This window comes from Caballeronia zhejiangensis, from assembly GCF_000698575.1.
Classification (GTDB): domain Bacteria; phylum Pseudomonadota; class Gammaproteobacteria; order Burkholderiales; family Burkholderiaceae; genus Caballeronia; species Caballeronia zhejiangensis.
The window spans coordinates 129,954-142,549 of the sequence record NZ_JFHD01000010.1 but is presented as its reverse complement, the minus strand read 5'-3'; the positions used below and the strand labels follow the sequence as shown (position 1 = coordinate 142,549).

General features: G+C 64.4%; 13 protein-coding genes. 6 read left to right on the top strand and 7 right to left on the bottom strand.

Annotated elements, in window-relative coordinates:
• Positions 1-4 precede the first annotated feature (4 nt).
• Together BG60_RS15605 and BG60_RS15600 are read right to left on the bottom strand one after the other, a co-directional pair.
• Positions 5-748, bottom strand: a complete 744-nt coding sequence (locus BG60_RS15605) for an SDR family oxidoreductase (RefSeq protein WP_034471948.1) — start codon at positions 746-748, stop codon at positions 5-7.
• A complete protein-coding gene (locus BG60_RS15600; RefSeq protein ID WP_008353152.1) occupies positions 745-1,590 on the bottom strand; it encodes a fumarylacetoacetate hydrolase family protein in 846 nt (281 codons plus the stop codon). The genes BG60_RS15605 and BG60_RS15600 overlap by 4 nt, the downstream gene beginning before the upstream one ends.
• A 132-nt stretch (positions 1,591-1,722) precedes the next feature.
• Here BG60_RS15600 and BG60_RS15595 point away from each other — a divergent pair, with 132 nt between their 5' ends.
• Entirely contained in the window at positions 1,723-2,661 is a 939-nt protein-coding gene (locus BG60_RS15595; protein ID WP_008353151.1) for a LysR family transcriptional regulator, read from the top strand.
• A 39-nt stretch (positions 2,662-2,700) separates the two neighbouring features.
• Here the strand turns inward: BG60_RS15595 and BG60_RS15590 are convergent, their stop codons facing one another.
• Entirely contained in the window at positions 2,701-3,132 is a 432-nt protein-coding gene (locus BG60_RS15590; protein WP_008353150.1) for an OsmC family protein, read from the bottom strand.
• Positions 3,133-3,302: 170 nt separating this feature from the next.
• On the opposite strand from BG60_RS15590, the gene BG60_RS15585 reads away from it, so the two are divergent.
• Positions 3,303-4,643, top strand: a complete 1,341-nt coding sequence (locus BG60_RS15585; protein WP_008353148.1) for an NAD(P)/FAD-dependent oxidoreductase — start codon at positions 3,303-3,305, stop codon at positions 4,641-4,643.
• Positions 4,644-4,774: 131 nt separating this feature from the next.
• Complete coding sequence (locus tag BG60_RS15580) at positions 4,775-5,428, top strand: DsbA family oxidoreductase (protein WP_033537055.1); 654 nt, start codon at positions 4,775-4,777, stop codon at positions 5,426-5,428.
• Positions 5,429-5,444: 16 nt separating this feature from the next.
• Here BG60_RS15580 and BG60_RS15575 read toward each other — a convergent pair whose 3' ends face one another.
• From BG60_RS15575 to ypfJ, 3 genes are all read right to left on the bottom strand, one after another.
• Entirely contained in the window at positions 5,445-6,347 is a 903-nt protein-coding gene (locus BG60_RS15575) for a flagellar brake protein (RefSeq protein WP_008353144.1), read from the bottom strand.
• Positions 6,348-6,522: 175 nt separating this feature from the next.
• Positions 6,523-7,536, bottom strand: a complete 1,014-nt coding sequence (waaC, locus tag BG60_RS15570; protein WP_008353143.1) for a lipopolysaccharide heptosyltransferase I — start codon at positions 7,534-7,536, stop codon at positions 6,523-6,525.
• Positions 7,537-7,731: 195 nt separating this feature from the next.
• On the bottom strand, positions 7,732-8,604 hold the full coding sequence (ypfJ, locus tag BG60_RS15565; RefSeq protein WP_008353142.1) for a KPN_02809 family neutral zinc metallopeptidase: 873 nt from the start codon (positions 8,602-8,604) through the stop codon (positions 7,732-7,734).
• Between the two features lie 403 nt (positions 8,605-9,007).
• Between ypfJ and BG60_RS15560 the strand changes: the two genes are divergently transcribed.
• Genes BG60_RS15560 through BG60_RS39020 form a run of 3 tightly spaced genes read left to right on the top strand, consistent with a single transcriptional unit; the run spans position 9,008 to position 11,526 of the window.
• Positions 9,008-10,405: a cytochrome ubiquinol oxidase subunit I gene (locus tag BG60_RS15560; protein WP_008353141.1), complete on the top strand. Its 1,398-nt coding sequence runs from the start codon at positions 9,008-9,010 to the stop codon at positions 10,403-10,405.
• A gap of 4 nt (positions 10,406-10,409) precedes the next feature.
• Entirely contained in the window at positions 10,410-11,411 is a 1,002-nt protein-coding gene (cydB, locus tag BG60_RS15555; protein WP_008353140.1) for a cytochrome d ubiquinol oxidase subunit II, read from the top strand.
• On the top strand, positions 11,389-11,526 hold the full coding sequence (locus BG60_RS39020) for a hypothetical protein (protein WP_167357759.1): 138 nt from the start codon (positions 11,389-11,391) through the stop codon (positions 11,524-11,526). The genes cydB and BG60_RS39020 overlap by 23 nt, the downstream gene beginning before the upstream one ends.
• Before the next feature lie 14 nt (positions 11,527-11,540).
• Here BG60_RS39020 and BG60_RS15550 read toward each other — a convergent pair whose 3' ends face one another.
• Entirely contained in the window at positions 11,541-12,590 is a 1,050-nt protein-coding gene (locus BG60_RS15550; RefSeq protein ID WP_008353139.1) for a permease, read from the bottom strand.
• Positions 12,591-12,596 lie beyond the last annotated feature (6 nt).

The window sequence follows — 12,596 nt, the reverse complement described above, 5'->3', positions numbered from 1 at the left end:
GTGTTCAGTAAGTCGCGCGTCCTCCGGAGAGATCGAAGACCGCGCCCGTCGTGAACGAGTTCTCCGACGAAGCGAGGAACGCGACCATCGATGCGATCTCGTTCACTTCGACGAAGCGTCCGCGCGGAATCTTCGACAGCATGTAGTCGATGTGCTCCTGCTTCATCTGCTCGAAGATTTTCGTGCGCGCGGCGGCGGGCGTCACGGCGTTCACCGCGATATCGAGGCCGGCCGTTTCCTTGCCGAGACTCTTCGCCAGCGCGATCACGCCCGCCTTCGCCGCACTGTACGCCGACGCGTTCGGATTGCCTTCCTTGCCCGCGATCGACGCGATGTTGACGATGCGTCCATAGCCGCGCGCGATCATCGCCCTGACGATCGCCTGATTCACATGGAACGCCGCGTTGAGGTCGACGTCGATCACGCGCGACCATTCTTCCGGCGCGTAATCGGCGACCGTCGCGTTCGCGCCCGCGATGCCCGCGCTGTGCACGAGCACGTCGATTTGCCCGAAGCGCTCCAGCGTGCGCGACGTCGCGTTGGCAACTGCATCGCGATCCGTCAGATCGACGAGCACGGTCTGAACGTCGCCCAGACGCGCGCGGGCATTCGCCAGCGCGGCTTCATCGCGATCCCACAACGAGACGCGCGCGCCGCCTTCGAATAGACGCTGCGCCACCGCGTAGCCGATGCCCTGCGCGCCGCCCGTCACGACAGCCGCGCGATTCGTGAAGTCGTATCGGTTCATGCGTCCACCGTGCGTTGTTGTTGAACGCCCAGACCTTCGATGCCGAGGCGCATCGTCTGTCCCGCGCGCAAATAGATGGCGTCCGGCTTCTGCCCCATGCCGACGCCCGGCGGCGTGCCCGTCGAAATGACATCGCCCGGTTGCAGGCTCATGAAGCGCGAGAGATACGCGACGATCTCGCCGACCTTGAAGATCATCGTGCTCGTGTTGCCGTTCTGATAACGCTTGCCGTCGACTTCGAGCCAGAGCGGGAGCTTGTGCGGATCGGGCACTTCGTCGGCGGTGACGAGCCACGGACCGATCGGGCCGAACGTATCGCAGCCCTTGCCCTTGTCCCAGGTGCCGCCGCGCTCGATCTGATATTCGCGCTCGGAGACATCGTTGATGACGCAGTAACCGGCGACGTGACTCATCGCATCGGCTTCGTCGATATACGCGCCGCCCTTGCCGATCACGACGCCCAGTTCCACTTCCCAATCAGTCTTCTTCGAGCCGCGTGGAATGCGCACATCGTCGTTCGGGCCGACGACCGCCGAGAGCCACTTGTTGAACACGACCGGCTCCGACGGCACCGGCAGATTCGATTCCGCCGCGTGATCGGCGTAATTGAGCCCGATGCAGATGAACTTGCCGATGCGTCCGACACACGGCCCGATGCGTTCGTTCGAAGGCACGACGGGCAGTGTCGATGGATCGAGCTTCGCGAGACGTGCGAGCGATTCGGGCAGGAGCGCATCGCCCGCGATATCGCCGACGACGCCGGACAAGTCGCGGATCGCGCCGCTGGAATCGAGAAGGCCGGGTTTTTCGCGGCCGGGAGCGCCGTATCGCAGCAGCTTCATGAGTCGGTATTTCCTTGACGAGGTGAACGGAACCCACAATGTAGAGAACGCTGCATCGCTTGAATAATGAAAGCTGCTGCCGGGGCAATAACTTTCCGTTATCTTCTCGTTGTCCCTATGCCTGCCGAAACCATGCTGCCGAATGCCGATTCCATCGCCGCGCGCTTGCGGCTCAAGCAACTGCGCCTGCTGATCGCGCTCGACGATCATGGCTCGCTGCATCGCGCCGCCGACGAAATGGCGCTTACGCAGCCCGGCGCGACCAAGGCGCTGCGCGAGATCGAAGCGACGCTCGGCGCCACGCTCTTCACGCGTTCGGCGCAAGGCATTCAGCCGAACGAACTCGGGCGCTGCGTGATCCGCTATGCGCGGCTGATTCACATGGACGTCGCGCATTTACGCGAGGAAATGGCGGGCATTCTGCAAGGCACGGGCGGACGGCTCGCCATCGGCGCGATCACCGGCGCGGTGTCGGGCGTGCTCGTCGATGCACTCGCGCGACTGCGCGAGCGGCAGCCGGCGCTGACCATCGAAGTCGTCGAAGACACGAGCGCGCGCCTGCTCGCGCTGCTGGATCAAGGCAGGCTCGACGTCGCGATCTGCCGTGCGAGCGTCGCGCGTCAGCCGGATCATTACCACTACGTCGAGTTGCGCGACGAACCGCTCGCGATCGTCGCGGGCGTCTCCCATGCGCTCGTCGATGCACCGCGCGTCGAGTTGAGCGAACTCGCTTCGAGCCGATGGATCGTCTATCCGGCCATCATGCCGATCCGCAGCCTCTACGAGCGCGAGTTCAAGGAAGCGGGGCTGCCGCTGCCCTTGCATCCGATCGAAACGGCATCGACCATCACGACCGTCCTGCTGCTGCAGCGCGATCCGACGCTCGTCGCAATGATGCCGCTCGACATGGCGACGTTTCTCGCCGGACACGGACTCGCGAAGCGGCTTGCCATCGCGGTGCGTTCGCGCACGGAGCCGTATGGCGTCGTGACCAGAAAAGGCGCGGCATTGCCGGCGCCCGCGCGGCTCATCATCGAGGAACTGACGCGCGAAAAAAACGCGGACGGGTGATGTGGCCGTCCGCGTTTTCGGCTTCGACTGCCACGCCGCTTACGACACCAGCTCGGCGTTCAACGTGATCTTCGCGTTGCCCGCAAACAGCTTCGACACCGGACAGCCCTCTTTCGCGGCCTGCGCAGCCTTGTCGAAAGCGGCTTTGTCGGCGCCGGGAATCTTCGCCTTGAGATCGAGCTGGCAGGCGGTGATCGTGAAGCCGTCGCCGTCTTTATCGAGCGTCACGGTCGACTTGGTTTCGAGGCTCTCGGCCTTCATGCCGGCCAGCTCGAGTTGCAGCGAGAGCGCCATCGTGAAGCAGCCCGCGTGCGCCGCGCCGATCAGCTCTTCCGGATTGGTGCCCGGACCTTCCTCGAAGCGCGACTTGAAGCCGTACGGCGCCTCGTTGAGCACGCCGGTCTGCGTCGAGATGAAACCCTTGCCGTCCTTGATGCCGCCGCTCCATTTTGCCGATGCTGTCTTTTGCACGAGAGTTCTCCAGAAGATAAATTGGAACCGACGATTCGCACGCGCCGTGCCCGAACGGCGCCCTTCGATAGCCCGAGCGCTTGCATCGTAGCCGATCGCTCGAGCGGGTGCAGGGAGCCTGCGCATTGGACTATCATCGCCCGTTCGCGTTTAACACAACACCACATCACATGGGTCCACCTACCGAACGCATCACCGAAGACCGCACGCCGCCCGATCACGTCGATGTCGTCGTCGTGGGCGGCGGCGTCATCGGCATCAGCACGGCGCGCGCGCTCGCCGAAAAAGGCTTGTCGGTCGCCGTGTGCGAAAAGGGCTATATCGCCGGCGAGCAATCGAGCCGCAACTGGGGATGGTGCCGCGCGACGCATCGCGACCTGCGCGAACTCGAACTGAGCCTCGAAAGCCTCAAGCTCTGGCGGCGCATCGATGCGGAACTGGGCATCGACACCGGCTTTCGCGAATGCGGCATTCTCTACGCCGCCGACGATGCCAAAGCCCTCGCCGATCACGAAGCCTGGCTCGCGCGCGCCGTCGCGCTCGTCGGCCGCGACGCGCTCGATTCGCGTATCACGTCGCCCGACGAAACCGGCGCGTTGATGTCCGGCACGTCGCGACGCTTCGCGGGCGGCATCTACACACCGAGCGATGGCCGCGCGGAACCGCAACGCGCCGTGCCCGCCATGGCCGCAGCGCTGCGCGAACGCGGCGTGAAAGTGCTCACGCCCTGTGCGGTGCGCGGCATCGAAACGAGCGGCGGCGCGATACACGGCGTGGTCACGGAACACGGACGCATCCGCTGTTCGAGCGTGGTCATCGCGGGCGGCGCGTGGACGCGCTATTTCGCGGGCAGTCTCGGCGTAGATGTGCCGCAACTCATGGTGCGTTCGTCGGTCATGCGCACCGCGCCGCTCGACGGCGGACCCGACGTCAGCGCGTGCAATCAGGAAATGGGCTATCGCAAGCGTCTGGACGGCGGCTACACCATCGCGAATGCGTTTCACAGCTATCACGACATCACGCCCGACAGCTTTCGGCTCCTCGTCAAATTCCTGCCCGCGCTCAGGAGCCAGATCGGTTCGATCAAGCTCGGACTCAACGCGCGCTTCTTCGAGGAACTTCGACGCCCGCGCCGCTGGCCGCTCGACCGGCCGACCGTCTTCGAAACCGCGCGCACGCTCGATCCGGTGCCGGTCGAATCGTTCAACGAAGCGGCGGTCACGGAGTTCCGCAAGCTCTTTCCGGCGCTGAATCCATTGCGCATCGAACAAGCGTGGGCGGGCTATATCGACGTGACGCCAGATGCCGTGCCGGTCATCTCCCGCGTGGATGGCAAACCGGGGCTTTTCATCGCGACGGGTTTCTCGGGGCACGGCTTCGGCATCGGTCCGGGCGCGGGCCGACTGATGGCGGATATCGTCGCGAACGACGCACCGATCGTCGATCCCCGCGCGTTTCGCCTGTCGCGCTTCTTCGACGGCAGCAAGATCGAGCTCGACGGCGGATTCTGATGCGTCGCGCGACCGCGCGTCGGCGGCGCGCACGCGCTAACATACCGGTTTTGCGGACGTCGCCGGAAACGCGGCGTTCGCCCGGTTCAGTCAAACGGCGCAAACACGCGCCGTTCGTTTTTGAGGCTCACATGGCATCCACGTCAGTTCTTTATATCGACGTCTGGTCGGACTTCGTGTGTCCGTTCTGCTATCTCGAGACGCCCGTGCTCGACCAGTTCCGCAACGCATACGGCGATGCGGTCGAGATTCGCTGGCACGCGTTCGAATTGCGTCCGGAGCCGACGCCGCTCGTCGATCCGAACAGCGAGCAGATCGTCGAATCGTGGGAGAAATCGGTGCGTCCGCTGGCGGAAGAACGCGGCGTGACGATGCGTATGCCGCCGGTCGCGCCGCGCAGCCGCAAGGCATTCGAGACGGCGATGTTCGCGCGCGAATCCGGCCGCTACGATCTCGTGCATCGGGCGATTTTCAAGGCGTATTTCGAGGAAGGCATCGATATCGGCGATACCGACGCGCTGCTCGACATCGCGGCGACCTGCGGCGTGGATCCCGAACTGCTCGAGGAAGCGCTCGATGACGGCACGTACACCGATCTCGTGATCGAAGACGAAGAGTTCGCGAAGAAGCTCGGCGTGACGGGCGTGCCGTTCGCTGTGCTGTCGCGCGAGCCCGCGCCCGGCCAGGAACCGCCGCCGCCGATCGCGCTGCGCGGCGCCGCGCCGATTCAGCATTTCGAGGCGGCGGTCGAGCGGCTCTTTCCCGACGGCTTTCCGGGCGCCTGAAGCGCGTCGAGGCCGCTTAGCTGTGCTCGGCCATAAACGATTTCAGCGCGATCCGCTGCGACGGTTCGAGCGTTTCGAACTCGAGCCCGTACGCCGCGCTGCCATCGGCAGGATCGGTCGCGCCGACATGGCGCACGATCGCGATGGTCTCGATCTTCACCTCGACGCCATCGGTCCTGAACTGAAATGAAAGTTGCAGACGCTCGCCCATGTGCGCGACCGGATTCGCGACGGTCAGCGACATGCCGTACGGACTGATGTCGCTCACGCGGCCCAGTTGCAGCGCGCTCTGCGGCTCCCCGACGGCCGCGAAATGCGCCGCGAGACGAGTCGGCATCCGCGCGAACTTGCGCGTGCGCAATCGGCGGATCGCGCCCGGCGCCGATAGCACCGCGTAATTGAACGGCTCGCGGCAGGTGGCATCGACGGTGCAGGCGAAGCGGAACACGCCCCGCCCCGTCAGCGCGACCAGATCGACCTGCTCGCCCAGCGTCAGAACGAGCGGATCGAATCCCGCCATCAAAGGCTGCGTCACGAAGAGCGAACGCTCGCCATTGCGGCGCGGCGTCGAAAAGCCGATCACGCGGCTCGCGTACATGGCAGAACCCGTGCCGCCCGTGCCGCGCAAGCCGACCCGCGCGCCGATCGTGAGACCGATGTCCTCCAGCGTCAGCGGCCCGTCCTTCGCGAACTCTTCCTCGGGCGCGCTCGGCGCTGCCGCCTGAATCGCACGATTCGGCTCGAAGTGCCGGAACATGAATTCGAGCGCCGCGCCGTCCGGCACGACGGCGCCGGCGTCGAACAACATCGCGCCATCTGCGGCGACGATCGGCCATTCGAGCGGCGTGCCGAGCGGAATCTCGGACGGTTCGAGACGCGCCAGCGACTGGCGCGCATCTGCGACGGTTTCTTCGGTCATCTTATCGGACGATTCTTAGGTGTTTTCCGCAATCGTCGTGCTTGCCGGGGTTGCCGTCAAGTGCTGTATGGCAAGTTTTACGTTAGCGTACTGATATTTTTTCCGCGCGATGGATTTTCTACCGGGCCAAGCGTCGCATGAGTTTATGCGCACAAAGTTTCGCTGCGACTCATGTTCAGCGAACCGTAGCGCCCGATTCGGCCGAATGAGGAACGGGTTTTTGCGGCGAATTCGTCACGCTTTCGATGGCAGCCAGCACTTGCGGCACGTCGGGAGGTGCGCCCTCTTCGCCGATCGACACCGACCGTCCGGGATCATTCACGCCGAAATGCTCTCGCGAGGTCGCGGCAAACAACATCACGGTGCGGCGCTGCAGGGCGTGCGCGAGATGCACGAGCCCGGTATCCGCGCCGACAACGAGTTCAGACGCCTGAATCCAGTGGGCGCATTCCACGACCGACAGCTTCGGCAGCACGGTCGCACCCGGCACGAGCGCGGCGATGGCTCGCGCCTCGTCCTGCTCGCGCTCCGTTCCCCACGGCAGCGCGATCGAATAACCGCGCGCGGTCAGCCAGCGGCCGACTTCGCCCCAATGCGACTGCGGCCACTTCTTCACGTCCGCCGACGTCGCATGAAACAGCATCGCGATGCGCGCGTCGCGCGGAATGTTCAGTTCGCGGGTGGGCGCGGGCAGGCGGATGTTGAAGTCGGGCGGGTCTTCCAGACGATAGCCGAGCGCATCCGCGACGCTCACGCGCATGCCGCGCCAGGCATCGGTGAGCGGACGCGGACCGAAGCGCGCGTTGTACGCGAAAGCCGCGCCGCGCTCGCCGAGATCCTGATTCAGATACCCGTAACGCCGCCGTCCGCGCGCGATGAACGCGATGATCGCGCTCTTGTAGACACCGTGAATATCGACGATCACGTCGTATTTTTCCGCGCGCAACTCACCGATCGACGCGCCGATCTCCTTCAGATCGTTCCAGCTGCGCGCCTTCTTGAACTTGCGCAAGGGCGCGCTCAGCACGCGATCGACGCCGGGATTCCAGCGGATGATATCGGCGAAGGCGGCGTCCGCGGCCCAGTCGATTTTGGCGGAAGGAAACGCGCGCCGCAGATCGGCAACGACGGGTAGCGTCTCGACGATATCGCCGAGAGACGTGACTTTGACGATCAGAATTCGCTTCATGAACGGGACGAGAATGTTCCGGTGCGAGTCGCGGCCAGCGGCAATGCTGGGCCGAACCCGGAAAACCAGCGATTCTAATGAATTTGAGACGAACGCGATGTCAGCGTTTGTAAGGACTATCCGGAAACGGACGCTGCGACGGCTTCAGAATAGACCAATTCACAGCGTCCGGTTGCCGCGACGCGCGCCCGTCGATCAGAGCGAACGCGTCGAGAACGTGTCGCACTGGGCGACATCGCCCGATGACATGCCGCGCCGCAGCCAGCGCTGGCGTTGCGCGCTCGTCCCGTGCGTGAACGCCTCGGGCACGACGCGACCTTGCGATTGCTGTTGCAGACGGTCATCGCCGATCGCGGCCGCCGCGTTCAAGCCTTGCTCGAAATCGCCCGGCTCGATCAGCTTGGCGTTCTCGCGCTGCGCGACCGCGGCCCAGACGCCCGCGAAGCAATCCGCCTGCAACTCGACGCGCACCGACAGCGCGTTCGCCTGCTCGCGCGACATTCGCGAGCGCGCCTGATCGACCTTGTTCATGATGCCGAGCGCGTTCTGAACGTGATGCCCGACTTCATGCGCGATCACATACGCCTGCGCGAAATCGCCGCTCGCGCCGAAGCGGTCGCGCAACTCGCGATAGAACGAAAGATCGATGTACACCTTGCGGTCGTTCGGGCAATAGAACGGGCCCATGGCTGCCTGCCCGGTGCCGCACGCGGTTTGCGTGGCGCCGGAAAACATCACGAGCCGCGGCGCCGGATAGTCCTGATTGAACTGCGCGCGAAAGATGTGCTGCCACGTCTGTTCCGTGTTGCCGAGCACGCGGCGCACGAACACGGCGCCGGGATCGTTGGCCGGTTGCGCATTGGACGGTGCGGCCTGCTGTTGCGGCGCGTTGCCATGCAGAACTTGCGCGCCGTTGATGATCGTCATCGGATTGATGCCGAAGAAATACGACGCCGCGAGCGCCACGACGATCGTCCCGATGCCGATCGATCCGCCGCCCATTCGAAAACCGCCCCCGCCGCGCCGGTCCTCTACATTCTGACTTTCCTGCTGGTCATCGAGGCGCATGATGCTTCTCCTTCCTACGCGCACGTCGCGCGTGTCAAAAGCGATTATGGTAACCGCGCCTGTCGCACGTCCCGTGCCGCGACAACGTAAAAGTTCTTTCTGAACCGATCAAAACCGGCGCCTCTTGCGCGCGGCGATTCCAGTGCGGTCGATTGTCGCGAAAACGCGTGCGCGATCTTGCCGCAGCGCACTAAATCTCCATCTCGAAATCATCGAGAAATCAATCCGATAGCGGTGCTAAACCCTTGAAACTGCGGCATTTGCGCGCAATGACAATTCACTGACGCAGCGCAACACCCGTCTCGAAACAGAGCTAAGCTCCGGCCCGTCGCACGTCTCGATCAGCACAGGACACAACCGCTCCCGACTGCGGGCGCGCGTGAATTTCAAGGCACAAGTCATCATGCATTCGACTCCCGAAGCACTCGATCTGGCCCGAATCCAGTTCGCGTTCACCGTCTCGTTCCACATCATCTTTCCGGCGCTTTCCATCGGGCTCGCGAGTTTCATCGCCGTGCTCGAAGGCGCGTGGCTCAAAACCGGCAAGCCGGTCTACAAGGAGCTGTGTCTCTTCTGGTCGAAAGTCTTTGCCGTCGCGTTCGGCATGGGCGTCGTGTCGGGCGTCGTCATGGCGTACGAATTCGGCACCAACTGGGGCGGCTTTTCGAGCTTCGCCGGTCCGATCACCGGGCCGCTGCTCACCTATGAAGTGATGACCGCGTTCTTCCTCGAAGCGGGCTTCCTCGGCATCATGCTGTTCGGCTGGAACAAGGTCGGCCCGAAGGCGCACTTCGGCGCAACGCTGATGGTCGCCATCGGCACGCTCATCTCCACCTTCTGGATTCTCGCCTCGAATAGCTGGATGCAGACGCCGCAGGGCTTTCGCATCGAAGGCGATCATGTCGTGCCGGTCGACTGGTGGGCGATCATCTTCAATCCGTCGTTTCCGTACCGGCTCGCGCATATGGCGATTGCGGCGTTCATCGTGGCGGCGCTCGTCGTGGCCGCGACCGGCGCGTGGCATCTGCTGAAAGGCCGGCGCGATCCGGCCATCAAGAAGATGTTTTCGATGTCGCTCTGGCTGCTGCTCGCCCTGACGCCGATTCAGGCGCTCGTCGGCGACGCGCACGGCCTCAACACGCGCGAACATCAGCCGGCGAAGATCGCGGCGATCGAAGGCATCTGGGAAACGGAGAAAGGCGGCACCGCGCTCAATCTCTTCGGCATTCCCGACATGGAAGCCGAAACGACGAAATACGCCGTGCAGATTCCGCATCTCGGCAGCCTGATCCTCACGCATAGCTGGGACGGCGAGATTCGCGGCCTGAAGGAATTCCCGAAGGAAGACCGTCCGAACTCGACGCTCGTGTTCTGGAGCTTCCGCGTGATGGCCGGACTCGGCGTGCTGATGATCGTGATGTCGTTCGCGGCGTGGTGGCTGCATCGCAGGCGCAAGCTGTTCGAGGCGCGCTGGTTCCATCGCTTTGCGCTTGCGATGGGTCCGAGCGGATTCATCACGCTGCTCGCGGGCTGGGTCACGACCGAAGCCGGACGCCAGCCTTGGGTCGTGTACGGCGTGATGCGTACTGCCGATGCCGTCTCGCCGGTCACGGCGCAGCAAGTCGGCGTGTCGCTGCTCGCGTTCGTGATCGTCTACACCTTCGTCTTCGGCACGGGCATCTACTACTTGCTGAAGCTGCTGCGTCACGGCCCCGCGTTGCCGGGCGCGTCGACGCAGCCGTCGGACGGCAGCGCGCGGCGTCCGCTCAGCCTTCCGAATCAGTCCATCGAAGGAGCTTAAGAACATGGACCTCACACTCGCCTGGGCCGCGATCATCGCGTTCGGCCTGTTCCTTTACGTCGTGCTCGACGGCTTCGACCTCGGCATCGGCATTCTCTTCCCGTTCTTTCCGGATCAGCACGATCGCGACGTGATGATGAACACCGTCGCGCCCGTCTGGGACGGCAACGAAACGTGGCTCGTGCTCGGCGGCGCGGGATTGTTCGCCGCGTTCCCGATGGTTTATTCGACCGTGCTGTCCGCGCTGTATCTGCCGCTCGTGCTGATGCTCGTGTGCCTGATTTTCCGCGGCGTGTCGTTTGAAATCCGCGCGAAGGCGCAGCGCACGAAGCATATGTGGGATCTGGCGTTCATCGGTGGATCGGCGGGCGCGACGTTCTTTCAGGGCGTGGCGCTCGGCGCGTTTCTCGACGGCATTCCGGTCGCCGACGGCCGTTTTTCCGGCGATGCCTTCGGCTGGTTCACGCCCTTCTCGATCTTCACGGGCGGCGCGCTGGTCGTCACTTATGCGCTGCTCGGCGCGTGCTGGCTGATCGCGAAAACGGAAGGCGATCTGCAGCGGCGGATGTATCGCGTCGTGTGGCCGCTGACCGTTCTGCAACTCGCGACGATCGCGGTCGTCAGCATCTGGACGCCGTTGCAAGACGCGGGCATCGCGTCGCGCTGGTTCGATTCGCCGTGGTTCTATCGCATGTTGCCGGTGCCCGTGCTCGTCGCGGTTTGCGCGTGGGCGATGCGCCGCTCGATCGCATCGCGTCACGAGAAGCGGCCGTTTGCCGTCGCGCTCGGCTTCGTGTTTCTCGGCTACTCGGGTCTGGTGCTGAGCGTGTCGCCGCACGAGATTTTCCCCGGCGTTTCGATCTGGGATGCGGCCGCGCCCCGTTCGAGCCAGCTCTTCACGATCGTCGGCGCGGCGGTGATTCTGCCTGTGATCGTCGCTTACACGACGCTAGGCTATTGGGTCTTCAGAGGAAAGGTGCGTCATGGCGAACATCACTACCATTGAGCGCGCGCGCAAGGTGTTCTGGTTCGTCGCGTTGTGGATGGCGGGCGTCGGCGGCGCGATGCTGCTCGCGCTGCCGTTCAAGTTGCTGATCAAGGCGGGCGCGGCGATTCATTGAGGCGCCGCGCGCGTTCAGAACACCGCCGCCGCAATCACCCCGCCAACGATCCCGAACACCACGACCGACGCGGCCACGAACGCGAGCACGCGCGGCGGAAACGACCGCGCGAGCATCGCGAGCGACGGCACGCTGACGGGCGGCAAGGTCATCAAGAGCGCGCCGGCCGGTCCCGTCGCCATGCCGAGCGAAAGCATCGCCTGAATGATGGGCACTTCGCCGGCGGTCGGAATCACGAAGAGCGTGCCCGCGACGGCAAACGCCGCGATCCACCACATGCCGTTGCCGATATCCGGACCGATGTGCGGAAAGAGCCAGGCGCGCGCCGCGCCAAGCAGCAGCACGAGCACGATGTATTCGGGCACGAGCCGCAACGTCATGCGTCCGAGAATTTTGATCCAGCGCGAAAACGCCGTGCCCGGCTCGTCCTCTTCGATCAGCTTGGCAAGCGCCTGACGCGACGACGCCGCCTGCGCCGGCGTCACCATCCGGTTGATCGCGTAGCCGAGGCCGAACACCATCAATACGCCGAGCACGAGCCGCAAACCGGTCCACTGCCAGCCGAGCACGAAGCCCATGAAAACCAGCGCCGCCGGATTGAGCACGGTATTGCCGAGCCAGAAGGCGACGGCCGCGCCCGGCGCCGCTTCGCGCGCACGCAGCCCCGCGACGACGGGCGCGGCGCAACACGTGCACATCATGCCGGGCAAGGACATCAACCCGCCGTTCACGACGCTGCCGAAGTTGTGCTCGCCCAGCGCCCGCGCGACCCAGCGCGGCGGAATCAGCGCCTGCACCGCGGAGCCGAGCAGAAGGCCGAGCACCATCGCCTGCCAGATGGCCTTGCCGTAGGCGATCGCGTAGTCGAGCGCGGCTTGCCACGACGGCTCCGGCGCGCTCGCCGACGTGCCCATCAGAATGGATTTGCCGATCGAATGCTGGCTCGCCGCGACGAACGCGCGGTTGTAGTACGGAAACCATTTCACGTAGAACAGGCCCACGACGGCGATCAGCAGGAATACCAGCCAGCCGCGTGCGACGCGAGGTTGTGAAAACGTGGTCATATCTTT

Coding starts and splice junctions, on each gene's coding strand:
- BG60_RS15605 (WP_034471948.1), bottom strand. CDS start 748: ATGAACCGATACGACTTCACGAATCGCGCGGCTGTCGTGACGGGCGGC.
- BG60_RS15600 (WP_008353152.1), bottom strand. CDS start 1,590: ATGAAGCTGCTGCGATACGGCGCTCCCGGCCGCGAAAAACCCGGCCTT.
- BG60_RS15595 (WP_008353151.1), top strand. CDS start 1,723: ATGCTGCCGAATGCCGATTCCATCGCCGCGCGCTTGCGGCTCAAGCAA.
- BG60_RS15585 (WP_008353148.1), top strand. CDS start 3,303: ATGGGTCCACCTACCGAACGCATCACCGAAGACCGCACGCCGCCCGAT.
- BG60_RS15580 (WP_033537055.1), top strand. CDS start 4,775: ATGGCATCCACGTCAGTTCTTTATATCGACGTCTGGTCGGACTTCGTG.
- BG60_RS15575 (WP_008353144.1), bottom strand. CDS start 6,347: ATGACCGAAGAAACCGTCGCAGATGCGCGCCAGTCGCTGGCGCGTCTC.
- waaC (WP_008353143.1), bottom strand. CDS start 7,536: ATGAAGCGAATTCTGATCGTCAAAGTCACGTCTCTCGGCGATATCGTC.
- ypfJ (WP_008353142.1), bottom strand. CDS start 8,604: ATGCGCCTCGATGACCAGCAGGAAAGTCAGAATGTAGAGGACCGGCGC.
- BG60_RS15560 (WP_008353141.1), top strand. CDS start 9,008: ATGCATTCGACTCCCGAAGCACTCGATCTGGCCCGAATCCAGTTCGCG.
- cydB (WP_008353140.1), top strand. CDS start 10,410: ATGGACCTCACACTCGCCTGGGCCGCGATCATCGCGTTCGGCCTGTTC.
- BG60_RS39020 (WP_167357759.1), top strand. CDS start 11,389: ATGGCGAACATCACTACCATTGAGCGCGCGCGCAAGGTGTTCTGGTTC.
- BG60_RS15550 (WP_008353139.1), bottom strand. CDS start 12,590: ATGACCACGTTTTCACAACCTCGCGTCGCACGCGGCTGGCTGGTATTC.